At 71.8% G+C, this 21,097-nt stretch carries 19 protein-coding genes; 4 read left to right on the top strand and 15 right to left on the bottom strand.

Annotation, left to right across the window (positions count from 1 at the left end; translation table 11 throughout):
- Positions 1 to 227: 227 nt before the first annotated feature.
- From FFG40_RS09995 to FFG40_RS09985, 3 genes are all read right to left on the bottom strand, one after another.
- On the bottom strand, positions 228 to 1,613 hold the full coding sequence (locus FFG40_RS09995) for a class II 3-deoxy-7-phosphoheptulonate synthase (RefSeq protein ID WP_138803076.1): 1,386 nt from the start codon (positions 1,611 to 1,613) through the stop codon (positions 228 to 230).
- Positions 1,614 to 1,716: 103 nt separating this feature from the next.
- Positions 1,717 to 2,442: a 1-acyl-sn-glycerol-3-phosphate acyltransferase gene (locus tag FFG40_RS09990; protein WP_027465236.1), complete on the bottom strand. Its 726-nt coding sequence runs from the start codon at positions 2,440 to 2,442 to the stop codon at positions 1,717 to 1,719.
- 50 nt (positions 2,443 to 2,492) lie between these two features.
- Positions 2,493 to 3,446 (bottom strand): ROK family glucokinase, encoded by a 954-nt coding sequence (locus FFG40_RS09985; protein ID WP_017886608.1) that lies wholly within the window; start codon positions 3,444 to 3,446, stop codon positions 2,493 to 2,495.
- Between the two features lie 121 nt (positions 3,447 to 3,567).
- Here FFG40_RS09985 and FFG40_RS09980 point away from each other — a divergent pair, with 121 nt between their 5' ends.
- Positions 3,568 to 5,592, top strand: coding sequence for a long-chain fatty acid--CoA ligase (locus FFG40_RS09980; protein WP_260678850.1), 2,025 nt, complete (start codon positions 3,568 to 3,570; stop codon positions 5,590 to 5,592).
- A 500-nt stretch (positions 5,593 to 6,092) separates the two neighbouring features.
- On the opposite strand, the gene FFG40_RS17295 is transcribed toward FFG40_RS09980, so the two are convergent.
- The 3 genes from FFG40_RS17295 to FFG40_RS09970 all read right to left on the bottom strand — a co-directional run bounded on the left by FFG40_RS17295 (position 6,093) and on the right by FFG40_RS09970 (position 10,282).
- Positions 6,093 to 6,224 carry a hypothetical protein gene (locus tag FFG40_RS17295; protein ID WP_260678849.1) on the bottom strand — a complete coding sequence of 44 codons (132 nt, stop codon included), beginning with the start codon at positions 6,222 to 6,224 and terminating at the stop codon, positions 6,093 to 6,095.
- Positions 6,225 to 6,366: 142 nt separating this feature from the next.
- Positions 6,367 to 6,870, bottom strand: a complete 504-nt coding sequence (locus FFG40_RS09975) for a peptide deformylase (RefSeq protein WP_138803075.1) — start codon at positions 6,868 to 6,870, stop codon at positions 6,367 to 6,369.
- 1 nt (position 6,871) lies between these two features.
- On the bottom strand, positions 6,872 to 10,282 hold the full coding sequence (locus tag FFG40_RS09970) for a pyruvate carboxylase (RefSeq protein WP_138803074.1): 3,411 nt from the start codon (positions 10,280 to 10,282) through the stop codon (positions 6,872 to 6,874).
- A gap of 60 nt (positions 10,283 to 10,342) precedes the next feature.
- Between FFG40_RS09970 and FFG40_RS09965 the strand changes: the two genes are divergently transcribed.
- A complete protein-coding gene (locus FFG40_RS09965) occupies positions 10,343 to 11,155 on the top strand; it encodes a ParA family protein (protein ID WP_027465232.1) in 813 nt (270 codons plus the stop codon).
- Positions 11,156 to 11,888: 733 nt separating this feature from the next.
- Here the strand turns inward: FFG40_RS09965 and FFG40_RS09960 are convergent.
- The 5 genes from FFG40_RS09960 to FFG40_RS09940 form a co-directional block, all read right to left on the bottom strand.
- Positions 11,889 to 12,449: a MerR family transcriptional regulator gene (locus FFG40_RS09960; RefSeq protein ID WP_027465231.1), complete on the bottom strand. Its 561-nt coding sequence runs from the start codon at positions 12,447 to 12,449 to the stop codon at positions 11,889 to 11,891.
- A gap of 184 nt (positions 12,450 to 12,633) precedes the next feature.
- Complete coding sequence (locus tag FFG40_RS09955) at positions 12,634 to 13,338, bottom strand: MerR family transcriptional regulator (protein ID WP_138803073.1); 705 nt, start codon at positions 13,336 to 13,338, stop codon at positions 12,634 to 12,636.
- Positions 13,338 to 13,817, bottom strand: coding sequence for an FHA domain-containing protein (locus FFG40_RS09950; RefSeq protein WP_138803072.1), 480 nt, complete (start codon positions 13,815 to 13,817; stop codon positions 13,338 to 13,340). Before FFG40_RS09950 ends, FFG40_RS09955 begins: the two co-directional genes overlap by 1 nt.
- A gap of 135 nt (positions 13,818 to 13,952) precedes the next feature.
- Entirely contained in the window at positions 13,953 to 14,942 is a 990-nt protein-coding gene (locus FFG40_RS09945; RefSeq protein ID WP_260678848.1) for an iron chelate uptake ABC transporter family permease subunit, read from the bottom strand.
- A 5-nt stretch (positions 14,943 to 14,947) separates the two neighbouring features.
- Entirely contained in the window at positions 14,948 to 15,982 is a 1,035-nt protein-coding gene (locus tag FFG40_RS09940) for an iron ABC transporter permease (protein ID WP_138803070.1), read from the bottom strand.
- A 159-nt stretch (positions 15,983 to 16,141) separates the two neighbouring features.
- Here FFG40_RS09940 and FFG40_RS09935 point away from each other — a divergent pair, with 159 nt between their 5' ends.
- Positions 16,142 to 17,620, top strand: a complete 1,479-nt coding sequence (locus tag FFG40_RS09935; RefSeq protein ID WP_260678847.1) for a trypsin-like peptidase domain-containing protein — start codon at positions 16,142 to 16,144, stop codon at positions 17,618 to 17,620.
- 19 nt (positions 17,621 to 17,639) lie between these two features.
- Here FFG40_RS09935 and FFG40_RS09930 read toward each other — a convergent pair whose 3' ends face one another.
- Both FFG40_RS09930 and FFG40_RS09925 read right to left on the bottom strand, forming a co-directional pair.
- The gene (locus FFG40_RS09930) at positions 17,640 to 18,797 is read right to left on the bottom strand and encodes a hypothetical protein (RefSeq protein WP_138803069.1); all 1,158 of its coding nucleotides are present in this window, start codon (positions 18,795 to 18,797) and stop codon (positions 17,640 to 17,642) included.
- Between the two features lie 316 nt (positions 18,798 to 19,113).
- Positions 19,114 to 19,371: a hypothetical protein gene (locus tag FFG40_RS09925; protein ID WP_260678846.1), complete on the bottom strand. Its 258-nt coding sequence runs from the start codon at positions 19,369 to 19,371 to the stop codon at positions 19,114 to 19,116.
- Positions 19,372 to 19,404: 33 nt separating this feature from the next.
- Here FFG40_RS09925 and FFG40_RS09920 point away from each other — a divergent pair, with 33 nt between their 5' ends.
- Positions 19,405 to 19,767: an RNA-binding S4 domain-containing protein gene (locus FFG40_RS09920; protein ID WP_138803068.1), complete on the top strand. Its 363-nt coding sequence runs from the start codon at positions 19,405 to 19,407 to the stop codon at positions 19,765 to 19,767.
- Here FFG40_RS09920 and FFG40_RS09915 read toward each other — a convergent pair.
- Positions 19,761 to 20,135: a DUF6578 domain-containing protein gene (locus tag FFG40_RS09915; protein ID WP_185974154.1), complete on the bottom strand. Its 375-nt coding sequence runs from the start codon at positions 20,133 to 20,135 to the stop codon at positions 19,761 to 19,763. The genes FFG40_RS09920 and FFG40_RS09915 overlap by 7 nt on opposite strands.
- The gene (locus FFG40_RS09910; protein ID WP_138803067.1) at positions 20,135 to 21,070 is read right to left on the bottom strand and encodes a DnaJ domain-containing protein; all 936 of its coding nucleotides are present in this window, start codon (positions 21,068 to 21,070) and stop codon (positions 20,135 to 20,137) included. Before FFG40_RS09910 ends, FFG40_RS09915 begins: the two co-directional genes overlap by 1 nt.
- Positions 21,071 to 21,097 lie beyond the last annotated feature (27 nt).

The following is a 21,097-nucleotide window of genomic DNA, read 5'->3' as shown; positions in this document are numbered from 1 at the left end:
CGACACCGTCGCGAAAGCGACAGTGTGCCGCCACCGTTCGGCAGCACACGGTCGCTTTCGCGAGCAGCAGATGCTGACGCTCCGCATCCTCGGCCGTCGACGCGACCCCGGGACGGACGGGAGGCCCGTGACGGCGCCGTCACGGGCCTCCCGTCCGACACACGAAAGCGACAGAACCCCGCGAACATGCCGCGGGGTTCTGTCGCTTTTGCGAAACGGTTCCTGCGTTACGAGCGGTCGGGCTGGTGCGCGCCGAGTTCCTCGGCCACCAGGAAGGCAAGCTCGAGCGACTGCATGTGGTTGAGGCGCGGGTCGCACAGCGACTCGTAGCGCGTGGCGAGGGTGGCCTCGTCGATGTGCTCCGAGCCGCCGAGGCACTCGGTGACGTCGTCACCAGTGAGCTCGACGTGCATGCCACCCGGGTACGTGCCGACCTGGCGGTGCGCCTCGAAGAAGCCGAGGACCTCTTCCACCACGTCGTCGAACCGGCGGGTCTTGTAGCCCGTCGGCGTGGTCAGGCCGTTGCCGTGCATCGGGTCGGTGACCCACAGCGGGTTGGCGTCCATGCCCTTGATCGCCTCGAGCAGCTTGGGCAGCTCGTCGCGGATCTTGCCCGCACCCATCCGCGTGATGAAGGTCAGACGACCCGGCTCACGGTTCGGGTCGAGCTTGTCGACGAGCGCCTTCATGTCGTCGACGCTCGTCGTCGGGCCGAGCTTCACGCCGATCGGGTTGCGCACCCGCGACAGGAAGTCCACGTGGGCGCCGTCGAGGTCGCGCGTGCGCTCACCGATCCAGATGAAGTGACCGGACGTGTCGTACGCCAGGCCGGAGCGCGAGTCGATGCGGGTCATCGGGCGCTCGTAGTCCATCAGCAGCCCCTCGTGCGAGGCGTAGAACTCGACGTGCTTGAGCGCCTCGAAGTCGGCACCGCAGGCGTCCATGAAGCGGATCGCGCGGTCGATCTCCTTGGCGAGGTGCTCGTAGCGGGCGTTCGCGGGGTTCGAGGCGAAGCCCTTGTTCCACGAGTGCACCTGGCGCAGGTCGGCGAAGCCCCCCTGCGTGAAGGCACGGACGAGGTTCAGCGTCGAAGCAGCGGTGTGGTACCCCTGCACCAGGCGGCGCGGGTCGGCCGTCCGGCTCTCCGACGTGAAGTCGTAGCCGTTCACGATGTCACCGCGGTAGGCGGGCAGCGTGACGTCGCCACGGGTCTCGAAGTCGCTCGAGCGGGGCTTGGCGAACTGCCCGGCCATGCGCCCCATCTTGATGACGGGCATCGAGGCGCCGTAGGTCAGCACGACGGCCATCTGCAGGATCGTCTTGACCCGGTCACGGATGGAGTCGGCGGTGGCACCGGCGAAGGTCTCGGCGCAGTCACCGCCCTGCAGCAGGAAGGCCTTGCCCTGGGCGGCGGCGGCGAGCCGCTCGCGCAGCTTGTCGACCTCGCCCGCGAACACGAGCGGCGGGAGCGTGGCGATCTCGGCCGAGGCGGCCTCGGCAGCGGCGGCGTCCGGCCAGGTCGGCTGCTGCTTGATCGGGAGCGTCCGCCAATAGTCGAGCCCCTCGATGACGTCCGGATCCTGCAGGGCGACGAAGTCGGTCGACTCGAACAAGGGCGTTACCTCGGTGTTCTGTGCGGGCGGCCCGACGACGCCACCGGCACCAGGCCGCGCGTCGTCGATGGGCGTCCTGGCGGGGTGCCGGGACCATCAGAGCCTAACGTGCAGGCGTCGACTTCCGTTCCCGCATGACGGCCTCGCGCGCGGAGCTCGCCCGCTCCTTCACGCTGGTGGCGTAGACGTCCACGTACTCCTGTCGGCTCAGGCCGGCGAGCTCGTGCATGACCTCGTCCGTGACGCTGCGCAGGATGAAGCGGTCGGTCTCGAACCCCTGGAACCGCGAGAAGTCGAGCGGCTTGCCGAACACGACCCCGACGCGCTTGATCTTCGGGAAGCGCTGCCCGATCTGCTGCACCTCGCGCGTGCCGACCATGGCGACGGGGACGACGAGCACGCGCCCCTCGAGGATCATCCGGGCGATGCCGGTGCGGCCGCGGTAGAGCTTGCCGTCGGGGCTGCGGGTGCCCTCGGGGTAGATGCCGAGCTGTTCACCGCGCGCCAGGACCTGCAGGCCGGTGCGCAGCGATGCCTCGGACGCCTTGCCGCCGGAGCGGTCGATCGGCAGCTGGCCGATGGCGTTGAAGAACGTCTTCGTCGCCCAGCCCTTCAACCCGCGGCCGGTGAAGTAGTCGCTCTTCGCCAGGAACGAGAGTCGGCGGTCGAGCACCGCCGGCAGGATCACCGAGTCGATGAACGAGATGTGGTTCGACGCGAAGATGACCGGGCCCTTGGCGGGCACGTGCTCGCGCCCGACGACCCACGGCCGGAACAGGGTGAGGATGAGCGGGCCGAGCACGAAGTTCTTCAGCAGCCAGTAGGTCATCGACGACTCCAGGTGGTGAGAAGGTGGTGGCCCGGGCGGGTGGCCTGACCCTACGCCGTGCGGGCGTGGATGCGGGCGAGGTCGGCGGCACCGACGACGCCGGCGTCGTTGACGAGTTCGGCGATCACGAAGTCCGGCTCCGGGTGGTACCCGCGGGCCGGCAGGTTGTTGAGGTACGCCTGCTTGATCGGGTCGAGCAGCCGGTCCCCCGCGCTGGCGACGCCGCCGCCGAACACGAAGAGCTGCGGGTCGAGCACCGCGGACAGCGACGCGCACGCCTCGCCGAGGTGTCGACCGAGCCGACGGAGGGCCGCGAGGGCACCCGGGTCGTCGGCCAGGATCAGGTCGCCGACGATCTTGCCGTCGAGCTGGCCGCCGTTGTCGGCGCGGGCGTCGGCCAGGGCCGAACCGATGCCACCGGCGTCGGCGACGTCGTTCGCCATGCGCTGCAGGGCACGACCCGAGCCGTACTGCTCGATGCAGCCGCGGGCACCGCAGCCGCAGGGCAGCCCGTTCGGGACGATGCGCAGGTGGCCGATCTCGCCGCCGGTGCCGAAGCCCCCGCGGAACAGACGGTCCTCGGTCACGATGGCCCCGCCGACGCCCGTGCCGATGGTGAGCATCGTCATGTCGGACACGAGCCGACCGGCGCCGAACCGGAACTCGGCCCAGCCCGCGGCGTTCGCGTCGTTGTCCACCGTGATGTGCAGGTCGCCGAGGCGCTGCTGCAGCTTCTGCCGGAGCGGTTCGTTCCGCCACCGGATGTTCGGCGTGTAGTAGACGATCGACTGCGAGGCGTCGATGAACCCGGGGGCGGCGACCCCCACGGCGCCGACCTGGTGGAGCGAGCTGAGTCGCTCGACCATCGAGACGACGTCGTCGAGCATGGCGTTCGGGTCCGCAGCGTTGGTGGCCACGCGGTCCTCGGCGACGATCTCGCCCAGTTCCGTCACGACCGCACCCGCGATCTTGGTGCCCCCGATGTCGATTCCGATGGCGTGCACGAGCAACGAGCCTACCGGTTCGCCGCGAAGTCACGGAACGCCCGGTGACGCGTCCTATGCTGGCGGTGTCGCCTCGGTGTTGAGGCGCACTCGAGTCGAACCGGCAGACAAGGGAGTCACCGTGAACGATCAGCGTCCTGCACGCAGCAGCGCCTCCACCGACACGTCCACCGCTGGCAGTGCCGCCACCGGGACGACACCGTCGGCCGGCAGACACGCCACACCCGCCGGCACCGGCGCCGGCGCCGGTCCGGCCACCGCGGCCGCACCGGCCGCACCGACCGCCCCGGCCCAGGACCACCCGGTGTCCACGGCCCACGGCGGTCCCGTCGCCCCGGACCACGGCTCGGCGGCACGGCTGCTCGGCGACCGTGTCCGCCTGACGCCCGACCGTCCGATCCTGGCCCAGCGCCACGGTGACACCTGGACGACCTTCACCGCGGCGGAGACGCTCGCCCGGGTGCGCGGCATCGCCAAGGGCTTCGTCGCCGCCGGGCTCGAACCGGGCGCGCACGTCGCGATCCTGTCGCGGACGCGGCTCGAGTGGACCCTGGTCGACTTCGCCGTGTGGACAGCCGGCCTCGTGTCCGTCCCCGTGTACGAGACGAGCTCCCCCGACCAGGTGCGCTGGATCCTGTCCGACTCCGAGTCGGTCGCGATCGTCGTCGAGCAGGAGGAGCACGCGCGCCGCGTCGCCTCCATCGCGCCCGACCTGCCCTCCCTGGGCCAGCACTGGACGATCGACGGCGGCGGCCTCGACGACCTGACCCGGCTCGGCGAGGACGTCACCGACGACGAACTCGACGCCCGGACCGCGAACGTGCACGGCCACGACGACGCCACGATCATCTACACCTCGGGCAGCACCGGTCGCCCCAAGGGCTGCGTCCTGCGGCACGACAACTTCACCGCCACGGTGGAGGGCGCGAGCGAGGCGATGCCCGAGGTCGTCGCCGACGGCGCCTCGACCCTGCTGTTCATCCCGCTCGCCCACGTCTTCGCCCGGTTCATCGCCGCGATGTCGGTGTCCGCCGGCGTCCTCGTCGGCCACGAGCCGGACACCAAGGACCTGATGCGCGCGGTGTCGACCTTCAAGCCGACGTTCCTGCTCGCGGTCCCCCGGGTGTTCGAGAAGATCTACAACTCCGCGGAGCAGAAGGCCGACCTCGGTGGCAAGGGCAGGATCTTCCGCGCGGCGGCCGACACCGCGGTCGCCCACTCCGAGGCCCTCGCCGCCGGCAGGGTGCCGTTCCTGCTCGGGCTGAAGTTCACGCTGTTCGACCGGCTCGTGTACGCCAAGCTCCGCGACGCCCTCGGCGGCCGGGTCGGGTACGCCGTCAGCGGTTCGGCGCCCCTCTCTCCGCGGCTCTCACACTTCTTCCGCTCGATCGGGGTGCTCATCCTCGAGGGCTACGGCCTGACCGAGACCACGGCACCCGCCACGGTCAACCGCGCCCGCGAACTCCGCATCGGGACCGTCGGCCGCGCGCTGCCCGGCATCGAGGTCCGGATCGCCGACGACGGCGAGATCCTGATCCGCGGCGTCGACGTCTTCGACCGGTACTGGCGGAACGACGAAGCGACCGAGCACGCCTTCGCCGACGGCTGGTTCCGCACCGGTGACCTGGGCAGGCTCGACGCCGACGGAGTCCTCACCGTCACCGGACGCGCCAAGGAGCTCATCGTCACCGCGAGCGGCAAGAACGTCGCCCCGGCACCGCTCGAGGACGGCATCCGCGAGCACCCGCTCATCGGCCAGGTCGTGGTCGTCGGCGAGGGCAAGCCGTTCGTCGCCGCGCTCGTGACGCTCGACCGCGAGATGCTGCCCGGCTGGTGCGAGTCCCGCGGGATCACCCCGGCGCTGAGCGGGCACGAGGCCGCGTACGACGAGCGCGTGCTCTCCGCCGTCCAGGAGGCCATCGACGCCGCCAACGGCCGGGTCTCCCGCGCCGAGTCGGTCCGGTCGTTCACGATCCTCGACACGGACCTGACGGAGGCCTCCGGGCACCTCACGCCGAAGCTGACGATCAAGCGGTCGGTCATCCTGAAGGACTTCGCCGCCGACATCGACCACATCTACTCCGGGTCGAAGGTGCAGACGACGGCGACCCCGGTGATCGAGGGTCGGCGCCGCAACCGCGCGTAGCGCCCGCCGGGCGCACCGGGGCGTACCGGGTCGTTTCGGGCGTACCGGGTCGGTTCGGGCGTACCGGGTCGGTTCGGGCGTACCGGGTCGGTTCTTCTGACCAGGTACGCCCGATTCCGGTAGGCACGCGCAGGTGTGGGCGCAACCGCCTGGAGGTCCGGCGCCGGTCCGCCGGACTGGCGCCGGGCCTCCAGGCGGTTGCCGCGTGGGCGTAACGGGTCGATTCGGGCGTACCGGGTCGATTCTTCCGACCAAGTACGCCCGATTCCGCCAGGTACACGCGGGGCCGGCCCGTGACCGACCGGCAGCGGGCGTACCGGGTCGATTCGGGCGTACCGGGTCGGTTCTTCCGACCAGGTACGCCCGATTCCGCCAGGTACGCCCGATTCCGCCAGGCACGCGCGGGTGTGCACGCAACGGCCTGGAGGCCCGGATCACGTCCGTCGGACGTGATCCGGGCCTCCAGGCTGTTCAGCGGGCGCCGGGGGCGCCTGCGGGGCTCAGGCCTCCTGCGACTGCTCCGTCGCGGGGGCGTCGAGGACGGCGGTCGAACCGGTCGTGACGGTGACCTCGGCCGGTCGACGGTTGGTGCGGGTGCGGTGCGAGCTGAGCTCGTCGTTCTGACTGGTCATGCGGGAGTCCTGGGGGGATGGGATGGTCGTCGGTGGGAGGCCGACAGCAGCACGGTACCCCCTCGTCAGGACAAAGCGACAATCCCCCGTGGGGGTGTCACACCCCTGTTCACAGCCGGCGAACGCGGGCCTGTGCGAGCACTCAGTGGAACCAGTCCTGCGCACGGATGTCGCGCAGCGCCTGACGGCGGATCTCGGGGTCGAGCGTCATCACGTAGACGGTGCCGTCGAGGTGGTCGCACTCGTGCTGGAGCGCCTCGGCCATCAGGCCCGTGCCCTCGAGGATGACCTCGTCGCCGTCGACGTCGACACCCCGCACCTTCGCGTACGGGGAGCGACGCGTCGGGTAGCCGAGCCCCGGGACGGAGAGGCACCCTTCTTCCATGAGCTCGGGCTCCCCGGAGACCTCGACGATCTCGGGGTTGAGGACGTAGCCGACCTCGCCGTCCACGTTGTACGAGAACGCACGGAGTCCGACGCCGATCTGGGGCGCGGCCACTCCGGCACGTCCGGGTTCCTTGACGGTGTCGATGAGGTCCTGCACGAGGTCACGGACCCCGGCGCTCCCGAGCAGTTCGGGGCGGATCGGGTCGGCCGGCGAACGGAGGACGGGGTCGCCGAACAGGCGGATGGGACGAACGGTCAATTTACTGCAGCACCACCAGGAGGTCGCCGGCGTCCACCTGCTGGGTCACCGGGATCGCGAGTCGGCCGACGGTGCCCGACACGGGCGCCGTGATGGCCGCTTCCATCTTCATCGCCTCGATGCTCGCCACCGGCGTACCGGCCTCGACGACGTCACCGACGGCGACCTTGAGCGTCACCACGCCGGAGAACGGCGCGGCCACGTGCTTGGGGTCGGACGCGTCGGCCTTCTCGGCCGCCTTCGTCTCGACCTCGACCGAACGGTCACGGACGGCGACCGGGCGGAGCTGCCCGTTCATCGTCGCCATGACCGTGCGGATGCCCTTGGCGTCCACCTCGCCGATCGCCTCGAGCCCGACGAACAGGTCGACGCCCTTGCCGAGCGGGACGCTGTGCTCCTGTCCGGGGCGCAACCCGTACAGGTAGTCGACGGTCGGCACGACGGACAGGTCGCCGTACTGCTCCCGCACGCGCTGGAACTGCTGCGTCGGCTGCGGGAAGAGCAGGCGGTTGAGGGCCTGCTGTCGCGCGGGTCCGGGGGTCTCGAGGTGCGCGCGTTCGTCCGCGGGCACGGGGGTGATCTCGAGTCGGACGTCACGACCGGCCAGGACCTTCGAGCGGAACGGCTCGGGCCAGCCGCCGGGCAGGTCGCCCAGCTCGCCGGCCATGAACCCGACCACGGAGTCCGGGATGTCGTACTTGTCGGGGTTCTGCTCGAAGTCGACCGGGTCGGCACCGACCGCGGCGAGCTGCAGCGCGAGGTCGCCGACGACCTTCGACGACGGCGTGACCTTGGTCGGGCGCCCGAGGATCCGGTTCGCCTCGGCGTACCAGTCCTCGACCTGCTCGAACCGGTCGCCGAGCCCGAGGGCGATCGCCTGCTGCCGGAGGTTCGACAGCTGACCGCCGGGGATCTCGTGCTTGTAGACACGCCCGGTCGGACCGGCGAGCCCGGACTCGAACGGGGCGTACACGCGACGGACCGATTCCCAGTACGGCTCGAGGTCACCGACGGCGTCGAGGGACAGACCGGTGTCGCGCTCGGTGTGGGCCAGTGCGGCGACCAGGGCGGACATGCTCGGCTGGCTGGTCGTGCCGGCCATGGGTGCTGCGGCCACGTCGACGGCGTCGGCCCCGGCGCGCGAGGCGGCGAGCAGGGTCGCGAGCTGGCCGCCGGCGGTGTCGTGGGTGTGCACGTGCACGGGCTGGTCGAAGCGCTCGCGCAGGGCGGTGACGAGCTTCTCGGCCGCACCCGCGCGGAGGAGCCCCGCCATGTCCTTGATGCCGATGACGTGCGCGCCGGCCTCGACCATCTGCTCCGCCAGGCGGAGGTAGTAGTCGAGCGTGTAGAGGTCCTCGGCGGGGTCGAGGAGGTCGGCGGTGTAGCAGAGCGCCGCCTCGGCGACGGCCGTGCCGGTCGCGAGCACTGCCTCCAGGGCTGGACGCAGCTGGCTGACGTCGTTCAGCGCGTCGAACACGCGGAAGACGTCGACGCCGGACCGAGCCGCCTCGTCGACGAAGGCGTCCGTGACCTCGGTCGGGTAGGGCGTGTACCCGACGGTGTTGCGGCCGCGAAGCAGCATCTGGATCGGGATGTTCGGCATCGCTTCGCGCAGCGAGGACAGGCGCTCCCAGGGGTCTTCACCGAGGAACCGGAGCGCGACGTCGTACGTGGCGCCACCCCAGGCCTCGACGCTGAGCAGCTGCGGGGTGAGCCGCGCCACGTGCGGTGCGACGGCGACGAGGTCCTTCGTGCGGACCCGGGTCGCGAGGAGCGACTGGTGGGCGTCCCGCATCGTCGTCTCGGTCACCGCGAGGGCCGTCTGGGCGCGCAGGGCCTTCGACCACTCGGCCGGGCCCATCGCCAGCAGACGGTCGCGCTGTCCCTCGGGCACCGGGGTCGTCAGGTCGGTGGCCGGGAGCTTGTCGGCCGGGTCGGTGACCAGCGGCGACCGCTCACCGTTCGGCTTGTTCACCGTGACGTCGGCGAGCCAGGTGAGCACCTTCGTGCCGCGGTCCTTCGAGACGTGACCGCCGAAGAGCTGCGGGCGTTCCTCGATGAACTTCGTCGAGACGTCGCCGCGGGCGAAGTCCGGGTCCTCGAGCACGGCCTGCAGGAAGGGGATGTTCGTGCTGACGCCGCGGATGCGGAACTCGGCGAGGGCGCGCTTGGCCCGGGACACCGCCGCCGGGAAGTCCCGACCGCGGCACGTCATCTTCGCGAGCATCGAGTCGAAGTGCGGGCTGATCTGTGCGCCGGTGGCGACGGTGCCGCCGTCGAGCCGGACGCCGGCACCGCCGGGGCTGCGGTAGGTGCTGATCCGGCCGGTGTCCGGACGGAAGCCCTGCGTCGGGTCCTCGGTCGTGATGCGGGTCTGCAGCGCGGCGCCGTGCACGGCGACGGTGTCCTGGGACAGACCGAGGTCGGCGAGGGTCTCCCCCGCCGCGATGCGCATCTGCGACTGCACCAGGTCGACGTCGGTGACCTCTTCGGTGACCGTGTGCTCGACCTGGATGCGCGGGTTCATCTCGATGAAGACGTGCTGCCCCTCGCGCTCGCCCTCGGTGTCGAGGAGGAACTCCACGGTGCCGGCGTTGACGTACCCGATCGACCGGGCGAAGGCCACGGCGTCGCGGTGCAGTGCCTGCGCGATCGCGGGGTCGAGGTTCGGCGCCGGCGCGATCTCGACGACCTTCTGGTTGCGCCGCTGCACCGAGCAGTCCCGCTCGAACAGGTGGATCGTGCCCGCGTCGGTGCCGGTCGCGTCGGCGAGGATCTGCACCTCGATGTGGCGCGGACGGATGACGGCCTGCTCGAGGAACATCGTCGGGTCGCCGAACGCACTGTCGGCCTCGCGCATCGCTGCTTCGAGGGCGTCGCGCAGCTCGGGCTTCGTCTCCACCCGGCGCATGCCACGGCCGCCACCACCGGCGACGGCCTTGGCGAAGACCGGGAACCCGATCGCGTCGGCGCCGGCGATCAGTTCGTCGATGTCGCGGCTCGCCGGGGTGCTCGCGAGGACCGGGACGCCGGCCGCGATCGCGTGCTCCTTGGCGGTGACCTTGTTGCCGGCCATCTCGAGCACGTGTTCGCCCGGACCGATGAAGGTGATGCCGTTCGCGGCTGCTGCCGCGGCGAGCTCGGGGTTCTCGGACAGGAACCCATAGCCCGGGTAGATCGCGTCGGCCCCCGACTCGCGGGCGACGCGGATGATCTCGGAGACGTCCAGGTACGCCCGGACCGGGTGGCCCCGCTCCCCGATCAGGTAGGCCTCGTCGGCCTTGAGGCGGTGCAGGGAGTTCCGGTCTTCGTACGGGTAGACGGCCACCGTACGGGCCCCCAACTCGTAGGCGGCACGGAACGCGCGGATGGCGATCTCGCCACGGTTCGCAACGAGGATCTTCGTGAACACGACGTCCCTTTCAGCCCGGGTTGAGGTGAGACAACCCTAGTGGCGGTAACGTTGCTCAACGTGCATGTACTCAGCGTGAGCTCCCTCAAGGGTGGTGTCGGCAAGACGACGGTGACGCTCGGCCTGACCTCGGCCGCGTTCGCCAAGGGACTGCGCACGCTGGTGGTGGATCTGGACCCGCAGTCCGACGTCTCCACGGGCCTCGACATCAACCTCGCCGGCCACCTCAACGTCGCCGACGTCCTCGAGAACCCGAAGGAGAAGATCGTCCGTCAGGCGATCGCCCCCTCGGGCTGGACGAAGGGGTCGCAGGGCAAGATCGACGTCATGGTCGGGTCACCCTCCGCCATCAACTTCGACGGGCCGCACCCGTCGATCCGCGACATCTGGAAGCTCGAAGAGGCCCTGGCCAACGTCGAGCAGGACTACGAGCTCGTCCTCATCGACTGCGCGCCGTCGCTGAACGCCCTGACCCGCACCGCGTGGGCCGCGTCCGACCGCGTCACCGTCGTCACCGAGCCCGGCCTGTTCTCCGTCGCCGCCGCCGACCGTGCGCTGCGTGCCATCGAGGAGATCCGCCGCGGACTCTCCCCGCGCCTGCAGCCCCTCGGCATCATCGTGAACCGTGCCCGGGTGCAGTCGCTCGAGCACCAGTTCCGCATCAAGGAACTCCGCGACATGTTCGGCCCGCTGGTGCTCTCCCCGCAGCTGCCGGAGCGCACCTCGCTGCAGCAGGCGCAGGGTGCCGCGAAGCCGCTGCACGTGTGGCCCGGCGAGTCCGCGCAGGAGATGGCGAAGAACTTCGACCAGCTGCTCGAGCGCATCATGCGCACCGGCAAGATCGGTCCGTACGCCGAGGGTGGCGCCGCGTAGGTCGGTGCTCGTGCGGTCGCGGCGCGGTTGCGGCCAGGTGACGTGCCGCTCACCTTCGCCGAACGGTCACCAACTGTCGGCTGGCAGTGTCGCAGGCGACAGTTCGTGACCACTCGGCGACGCGCACACGACGGTTCGTGACCACTCGGCCGCCGCCGGGAGGCCCGCCCCGGCCCCGGTAGACACGCCCGGCCCCGGCACTCCGAGCGGTCACAACACCCCGCTCACGTCCGCCGAGCGGTCACCAGCTGTCGGCTGGCACCGTCGCAGGCGACAGTTCGTGACCACTCGGCGAGGCGCACACGACGGTTCGCGACCACTCGGCGAGGCGCACACGACGGTTCGTGACCACTCGGCCGCCGCCGGGAGGCCCGCCCCGGCCCCGGTAGACACGCCCGGCCCCGGCACTCCGAGCGGTCACAACACACCGCTCACCTCCGCCGAGCGGTCACCAGCTGTCGGCTGGCAGTGTCGCAGGCGACAGTTCGTGACCGCTCGGCGAGGCGCACACGACGGTTCGTGACCACTCGGCCGCCGCCGGGAGGCCCGCCCCGGCCCCGGTAGACACGCCCGGCCCCGGCACTCCGAGCGGTCACAACACACCGCTCACGTCCGCCGAGCGGTCACCAACTGTTGGCTGGCAGTGTCGCAGGCGACAGTCCATGACCACTCGGCGACGCGCACACGACGGTTCGCGACCACTGGGCCCGAACCCGAACCTGAACCCGAAAGGTCAGGAAGCGCGGGAAGCGCGACGAGCGGCGAGCTCGTCGGAGGGGTCGGCCGCCGCGGTGGCGTCGAGCTCGACCAGGGAGCTCTCGACCTCGCGCAGGACCTTGCCGACCGCGATGCCGAAGACACCCTGGCCGCGGGACACGAGGTCGATGACCTCGTCGTCGGAGGTGCACAGGTACACCGAGGCGCCGTCGGACATCAGCGTGGTCTGCGCCAGGTCGGAGACGCCGGACTCACGGAGCTGGTTGACCGCCGTGCGGATCTGCTGCAGCGAGATGCCGGTGTCGAGCAGCCGCTTCACGAGCTTGAGCACGAGGATGTCGCGGAACCCGTACAGGCGCTGCGACCCGGAGCCGGCGGCCCCACGAATCGTCGGCTGCACGAGTTCGGTGCGGGCCCAGTAATCGAGCTGTCGGTACGAGATGCCGGCTGCCCGTGCGGCGACGGTGCCGCGGTAGCCGTTCTGCTCGTCGTGCTCGGGCAGACCATCGGTGAAGAGCAGCCCGAGGTCGTACCGGGTCACATCAGACTCGGTGCCAGGGGTGTCGTTCCCACTCATGAGCTTGCCTTCCACGACGATCGAGCTCCCACCCGAAGCTTCAACGACGGGTTGAGAGTTGTTCCGAGGTCCACGGTAGCGACTCCGACCGCTCCCGCGCGGGACATCCGACCCGGCGCGTCCGGCGTGTCGAGGATACGCCTCGGCCACTGACACACAAGCCCTGTCGGAGCACCGGACGGTGTCATGCGTCGAGACGACCGATGGCCTGGCGGATGAGGTTCGACCGGATGATCTCGAGGTGCCCGGCGATCTCGCGCGCCAGCTCGGTGGCCTTCGCCCGCGAGGTCGCATCACCCCGGCGGGAGACCGGCATGAGGGCCGACTCGATGAGACCGACCTCGCGCTCGGCAGTGCTGCGCAACGTGCGGAGGTGTCGCGGTTCGATCCCCGTGCGCTGCAGTTCGACCAGGGCCTTCAGCACGGAGACGCCGTCGTCGCCGTAGGTGTCGGTGGCCGGCAGCAGCGAGGCCGAGACCGCGTCGGCGAGGAGCATCGGTGAGGCACCGGCTGCACGGACCGTTTCGTCGCGGGTGTACCGACGCTCGCGTCCGAGGATCGACGGCTTCGGTGCGTCTCCGCCGCCGGGCAACACGGGGTCACGCCCGGCATCGAGGTCGGCCAGGTAGTCCTTGATGACCTTGAGCGGCAGGTAGTGGTCGCGCTGCAGTCCGAGGATCACCCGGAGCCGCTCGACGTCGGCCGCGGAGAACTTGCGGTACCCACTGGCCGTGCGGATCGGGGTGACGAGCTCGCGCTCTTCGAGGAACCGCAGCTTGGAGCTCGACAGGTCCGGGAACTCGGGCTTGAGGCGAGCGAGGACCTGCCCGATGGTGAGCAGGTCCGGTGCCGCGGACCCCGCCCGGGCCGCAGCGGACCGTGCGGCCACTACGCGTTCGCCAGGCGCGCCAGGTCGACCCGAGATGAGTAGAACGTCAGGCGGAACTTGCCGACCTGGACCTCGGCCCCGTCGGTGAGCAGCGCTTCGTCGATGCGGACACCGTCGAAGTACGTGCCGTTCAGGGAACCGTTGTCCTTGACGCTGAAGCTCGTGCCGTGGCGCAGGAACTGCGCGTGCTTGCGCGACACGGTGACGTCGTCGAGGAAGATGTCGGCGTCGGGGTGTCGACCGGCCGTCGTGACGTCGGAGTCGAGGAGGAACCGCGCACCCACGTTGGGGCCACGACGGACCACGAGCAACGCCGACCCGGAGGGCAGGGCGTTGACGGCTTCACGTTCTTCGGTCGAGACACCGGACTCGGCGGTGAGCGCCGCGCCCATGTCCATGCTGAAGGTCAGCGTGGTGTCGACCAGCCGCTGCTCCGGGGTCTTCTGACCGCCCGGCTGCGGGACCACTGGATCTGGCATCGGTGGACCTCCTCCTCTTGGCCCACCAGCGTATCGGAAACGAAGGCCCGAGCGGCAGCCCCGATCTGGGACTGTGGAGGGACTTCCGCGATCCGCGAACGCACGAGCGGCGTCAGCGACCCGTGCGACCCGGCGTCACCGGCCCCGTGCGAGCAACCAGAGCAGGTACGGCGCCCCCACGACGCCCGTCACGACCCCCACCGGCAGCGCGTTGCCGGGGATCGCGAACTGGGCGAGCAGGTCGCTGCCGAGCGTGATCGCGGCGCCGACGGCTGCGGCCGGCGCGAGCGCGACCCGTCCGCCGCCGACCAGGCGTCGGGCGATCGGCGCGGCCATCAGCGCCACGAACGAGACCGGCCCCGCCGTGGCGACGGCTGCGGCGGTCAGGCACACGGCGGTGAGGAGCAGGAGCACCTTCGCCCGGTCCGGCCGGAGTCCGAGCGCGGCGGCGACCTCGTCCCCGAGGCTCAGCACCTGGAGGCGTGCGGACTGCAGCAGTGCGAGTACGCCGAGCACGACGAACGCGACGGCGAGCACCCCGACCAGGTCGCGGTCGACGGCGTTCAGGCTGCCGGAGAGCCAGAGCAGCGCGGTGCCGGCCTGCGTGACGGTGCCGCTCGTGAGCATCCAGCCGGTGATGCTCAGGCAGATCGCAGCGACGCCGATTCCGACGAGGACCACTCGGTTGCCGGTGATCCCCCGTCGCCAGGCGAGCCCGGCGATGACGATCGAGACCACCACCGCGCCGACGAGCACGACCGCGAAGAGCGTTCCACCGCTGGCACCGAACAGCACGATGGCGGTGATCCCGGCGGCACTGGCCCCCGAGGTGATCCCGATGACGTCGGGGCTCGCGATCGGGTTCCGCACGACGCTCTGCACGATCGCGCCCGCGATGCCGAGACTGGCGCCGACGAGGACGGCACCGAGCACCCGCGGCCCGCGGAGCTGCCCGATCACGAAGTCCGAGATCCGGTCCCCCTGGCCGAACAGGGAGGCGAGCACCTGGCCCGGCGTGAGCGGGATCGAACCGGCGCCGAGCCCGACCAGGACGAGCACCACGACGACCACGACCACGGCGACGAGCACCGCGACCTCGCGGCGCAGGCCGACGGAGCCGAACACCCGCCTCACAGTCCCCGCACCACCCTCGACCGCACGAGCGCGATGAACACCGGCGCCCCGATGAGCGCCGTGACGATGCCGACCTGCAGCTCCCCCGGGTACGCCACGACGCGGCCGATGACGTCGGCGACGAGCAGCAGTGCGGGGGCGACGATCGCCGACAGCAGGATGGTCCAGCGGTGGTCGGGGCCGCTCAGCCGGCGGACGGCGTGCGGCACGGCGAGCCCGACGAAGGCGATCGGCCCGGCGGCGGCCACCGCGGACCCGGCCAGCAGCACCGCGACCAGACCGCCGACGGCGCGGACGAGCACGACCCGCTGCCCGAGCGACGCCGCGAGTTCGTCCCCGAGCGCGAGGGTGTTGAGCGATCGACCGAGACCGAACGCGATCACCAGCCCGACGAGCACCGGCGCCGTGATGATCCCTGCCGTGCCGAGGTCCTTGCCGGCGAGGGCACCGACCTGCCAGAACCGCAGCTGGTCGAGCAGGCTCTGGTCGGTCACGAGCACCGCGGTGGTGACCGACGACAGCGCTGCGGCGACCACGGCTCCGGCGAGGGCGAGTCCGACGGGTGAGAGGCCGCGACGGGCAACGGTCGCGATCGCGTACACGAGCAGTGCGGCGAGGGCTGCCCCGACGAACGCGAACGGCAGGTAGGCCGCCGTGCCGCTCACGCCGAAGAGCGCGATCCCGGCCACCACGGCCAGGGTCGCACCGGAGTTGATGCCGAGCACGCTCGGGTCGGCGAGCGGGTTCCGCGTCACACCCTGCATGACCGCCCCGGCCACCCCGAGCGCGGCCCCGGCGAGCAGTCCGACGACGGTGCGGGGCACGCGGTTGCCGAGCACGATGAGCCCGACCTCGTCGCTCCGACCGGGGTGCATCACCGTGTCGAGGACGGTGCCGAGCGGGATCGGCCGCGAGCCGTACGCGATCGACAGCGCACACGCCACGGCGAGGACGACGACCGCCAGCACGGTCGCACCGACGAGTCGGGGGACGGAGCTGGGAGCCGGGGGCGTGGACGACGACGGAGGCATGGAAGTAAGGCCACCCTAACGCCGGAGCCCCACTCGGCGTCCCCCGAGCAAGCCCGGAGCGTGCGCAGGGTTCGTTCATAGGCTCGTCATGGGGAAGCGCTCTGTACTGATCTCCATCGACGCCCGACCGGGCCGTCGAGGGACGACCGGAGAGCACCGATGAACGAGACCCCGAACCCCGCAGCCGCCGACCACGACGAGAACGGCACCCCCGCCGCGCAGCAGCAGGCTCCCGGGATGCACTGGGAGGCACCGCACGCCGACCCGGCCTCCCTGCGCCCGGCGTACGCGTTCGACGGCTCCGGTCCCTACCTCTACGGCCCCGACGGCTCCGGCCCCTACGCCTACACGCCGGACGGCCGCGGCCCGTACCTGATCGGCAGTCCGGCACTCGCCGGCGCGAACCACGCCTGGGCCTACTCGGCGGCGACCGCGAACCACCCCGGTACGACGAAGCGCCCGCGTCGGCTCGGGCTGGTGATCGGCTCCGGCATCGCCGCGCTCGCCATCGTCGGCGCGGCCGGTGGCACGGCCCTCGGCCTGTCCTCGCAGGGGACGACCACGACGTCGAGCCAGTCGCAGGGCACCACCACGCTGCCCGGCACCGGATCCGGCACCGACGGCACAGGCGGCTCCGGCAGCAGCGACGGCACGAACGGCTTCACGGTGCCCGGCGACGGCACCGGCACCGGCACCGGCACCGGCACGACCCAGTCCCCCGCCACCGCGGCGACGGCCGCCGACAAGAAGGGCGTCGTGACCATCAACACCGTCCTGAACTACGACGAGTCGTCGCAGGCGGCCGGCACCGGCATGGTCCTGACCTCCGACGGCACGATCCTGACGAACAACCACGTGATCCAGGGCGCGACGAGCATCACCGTCACCGACGAGACCACCGGCAAGGAGTACAAGGCCGACGTGGTCGGGGCCGACGCCACCAACGACGTCGCCGTCCTGAAGCTCGAGAACGCCTCCGGGCTGTCCACGGTCACGCTCGACGACGACGGCGAGCCGAGCACGGGTGACACCGTCAAGGACGTCGGCAACGCCGAGGGCACCGGCAACCTCGTCGCCGCCGAGGGCACCGTCACCGCGACCGATCAGGACATCCAGGTGCAGAGCGAGTCCGGCACCGGCACCGAGTCCCTGACCGGCCTGATCGAGATCTCGGCGGACATCGTCTCCGGTGACTCCGGCGGACCGGTGCTGGACAGCGAGGGCGAGGTCGTCGGCATGGCCACGGCAGCGTCCTCGGGCACGGCCGACGTCACCGGGTACGCCATCCCGATCACCACCGCGAAGACGATCGCCGAGAAGATCCTCGCCGGGGAGTCGTCGAGCACGATCACCATCGGGCTGCCCGCGTTCCTCGGGGTCGAGGTCAGCAACACCACCGGCACCACGGGCGGCGTCGCCGTCGCCGGAACGGTCGAGGGCTCGGGCGCTGCGAGCGCCGGCCTGGCCGCCGGGGACACCATCACGAGCATCGACGGCACCGCCGTGACGAGCTCGGACCAGCTGACCAAGGTCGTCCAGTCGCACTCCGTGGGCGACAAGGTCAGCGTCCGCTACACCGACAGCACCGGTGCCGCGAAGACGGTCACGATCACCCTGACCGCCGGCCCCGCCGCGTAGCGGGAGAACGCAGGCGCGCTCAGCCCAGCAGCGCCCGCACCACCGACCGGTAGACGTTGGCCGGGGAGTCCGTCCGGAAGGCGGTCTCCCCGGCCTTCGTCGTGCCCACCCGCGCGAATCCGTGTCCCTCGGCCCGCACGATCGTGATCGGCTTCGGCTTGCCCGGTCGACGCAGGTACGAGACAGCCCACGGCGCAGCCCAGAACCGCGCGAGGCGCGGGTCCGCCTCGGCGAGGGCCTCGGGCAGGTCCGGCGCGTCCGGACCGCCGGCCAGCTTGCGGCCGAGCAGGTGCCCTGGGAGCGACCCCGTGCGGAACGGGAAGGTCCACGTCGGACCGATGCCGAGCCTCCCGGCCATCAGCGCGACGGCCCGGTCGGGCGTGACGGACGCGACCACGGCGCCCGCCGCGTCGGTCCCGTCGACGACGGTCTGCGACCAGGCCTGGAGGCGCGACTCGCCCCCGTCGGGCAGGTGCTGTTCCAGCGTGACCGGCTGGGCATCGCCCTGCCAGGGTTCGAGCAGGGTCTGGGTCGACTCCGGCAGGGTGCCGAGCCGGCCGACGAGGCCCGCCTCGATGAGTTCGCGGCCCGCAGCGGTGCGGAGGAGCGTGGGGTTCCACCGGCGTCCGGCGAGGCTCTGCAGGGTGCCGATCGCGTCCGTGCTGAGCCGGGGGCCCTCGAGCGGTGTCGTCGGGGCGGGGGCCGGCAGGGGTTCGAGGTCGCGCTCGGGGCGGACCGGGACCGTCTCGGTGGCGCGGACGCTCTCGAGGACGGCGAGCACGAGGTCGTCGGTCTCGAGCAGCCGGGTGAGCGGGCGTTCGATCGTCAGGTCGACCCGGTGCCGACCGGTGACGAAGAGCAGGTGGGTGCCGGCGACGTCGCCGTGTTCGTCGGGCCGGACGTACTCGACCAGCCGGGCCGGGGCGCCGGCGGTGGTCCACGGGTCGCAGCCGACGAGCAGCAGGCCCTCGACCGAGCCGGGCAGCCGTGCGAGCAGGCCGGTGTTCTCGTCGCCGATCGCGCGGTCGCTGGGTCGGGATCGGACGGTGAGGACGATGTCGTCGCCGGTGACGCGCAGGTCCGCCTGGGCTGTGTCCTCGCGGCGCCAGGAGTCCGGGCGGCGGAGGGTGAGGCGGGCGGTGCGGTCCTCGGTGCCGAGCGGGACGGGGACTGCCATGGGATGAGCGTATGTCGGGAGCGGGGCGCGGGGGCGTGCGGCTCGCCGGGGTGGGCGGGGTGGGACGCACGTCGGGATGCGTGCTTGCGCGCGGCGGGGCGGGGTGGAGTGCGGGGCGGGCGGGGTGCGGGGCGCCGGGTTCGTACGGAGGTGTGGTTCGCACGGTGCGAGGTTCGTCAGCCGGTGCGGGGCTGGTGGCTCCGTGCAGCACCACAACCCCGCACCGAGCCTCCGGCGGCGCACCCGCCGACGAAGTCCGCACCGTGCGACCCCGGCTCGACAGCACGACAAGTCCGCACGGTGCGAGCCGAGCGCCTCAGCGCCGAGCAGGCCGCGTGGGCGGGGGCGGCGGGACGGGCTTCGCGGCGACGACGTCGGCGACCCGGACCTCGACCGGACCGCGGCGGGTCGCGATCGTCACGGCGTCGGACGTCCGGGCGACCAGGTCGCCGAGGGCGTCCTGCGCGCCGTCCCCGTGGTGCGCCCGGACCACCAGGCGGTCCCCGATCGCGGCGTCGCGCAGCACCCCGAGCGCACGGGCCCGGGCGATCGCCGCCTGTTCGTCCGCATGCACCGCCCCAGGGTACGGGCCGCCTAGAGTGTCGGCATGGAGAAGGCCCGGGTCGACAGCTGGATCTGGGCCGTCCGGATCACCAAGACCCGGTCGGCCGCGACCGCCGCGTGCAAGGCCGGTCACGTCCGGGTGAACGGGGAGCGCGCGAAGCCGGCGCAACCGATCGGCCCCGGCGACGAGGTGCGGGTGCGCCAGAACGGCTTCGACCGCATCGTCGTGGTGACCGGGATCATCCTGAAGCGCACGAGCGCCCCCGAGGCCGCGAAGCACTTCGAGGACAGGACCCCGCCGCGGCTGTCGAAGGAAGAGGCCGGGTTCGTCCCGATGCGCGACCGCGGCGCCGGACGGCCGAGCAAGCGGGAGCGCCGCGACCTCGAGAAGCTCCGCGGCTACTGACGCTTCGGCTTGCCGTACGGGTCGATGACGACTTCGAACTCCGTCTCGCCGTCCCACTCGACGGCGACCGGCTGCCCGGTCCAGCGGGCCTCGAGGTGACCGTCGTCGTCCTCGTCGGAACCGCACAGGGCCGAACCGCTCGGCACCCGCTCGATCGCCACCCGTCCGTCACGGCCGACCGCGTACAGCTCGACGACCCGTCCACGGATCGACTGCGTCCGCGCCGAGTCGTGTCGGACCTCGCCGAACCGCCGTGCTCCGTCCGCGGAGACGACCCAGTACTCCACGACGTCGCCGATCTCCACGGCCGGGCCACAGCACTCGTGCTCCCAGCCGCCGATCTCGACCACGACGCGCGACGCGGACATCAGACGAAGCGGACGGTCTGCTGCAGGCGGTCGCGGATCTCGAACACGTCGACCGAACCGGCCGGCGACCAGACGCCGCCCAGCACCTGGGCGAGCGCACTGCGGCGGACGACGAGCGCGGTGGGCTTCTTCGGGGAGCCCACGAGCTGCACGTCCTCGGTGACGGCGGCGTCCGGCACGACGAGCAGCCGCCCGGAGAACCGCACCCGGGTCTGCTTCTGCACGGCGCGGGCCGCGCGGACGAGTTCCTTGACGGGTCGCTCCCCCGGCGCGAGCGTCTCGCCGACGATCTCGCCGTGCTCGACGCGGACCGGAGCGCCCCAGTCGATCGACTCGACGGCCCAGAGTCCGCTCGGGGTCAGGACGGCGTGGTCGAGCTTGCCCTCGGCCCCGGCGTCGAGGTCGTGCCACACCGTGACGCCGATCCCCATGTCGGAGACGATCAGGGCGGTCGCCTCTTCCGCCAGGGCCTCGGCGAGCAGCCGTCGGATGTGCCGGGGCGCGGAGCGGATGAGCGTGGGGTCGTAGGGGTCCTCGATGGGGTCGCCGAGGCCGACCCACTCGCGCTCGGCCTGCAGGAAGACCTCGCGCGACCGACCACCGGGGTGTCCGTGGGACCGCGCCCGGGGGCGGGTGTCGCGACGCGCTGCCGGGGGTGCGTAGGCGTCGCGACCGGTGTCGCCCCTGCCGGTCGAGCCGGAAGCACCGAACGAAGCCGACGCGCGGGACCCGATGTCGTACGCGCGCCGGGCTTCCGGCGTGCCGATGCGCTCCCATGCGAGCTGGACCTGGCGGAAGCGCTGGGCATCGCCGCCGAGGTCGGGGTGCGTCTCGCGGGCCGCCCGCCGGTAGGCGCGGCGGAGCGCGTCGTCGTCAGCCGTCGCGGGGACGCCGAGGACTTCGTAGGGGGTGGCGTCGGCCGGGCTGTCCGTCATGGCCCTGCGACATTACCGGAGGCAGTG

This window comes from Curtobacterium sp. KBS0715 (assembly GCF_005938005.2).
In the GTDB taxonomy this organism is placed as follows: domain Bacteria; phylum Actinomycetota; class Actinomycetes; order Actinomycetales; family Microbacteriaceae; genus Curtobacterium; species Curtobacterium flaccumfaciens.
The sequence above is the reverse complement of the archived record's forward strand: the minus strand, read 5'-3'. Positions and strand labels throughout refer to the sequence as shown.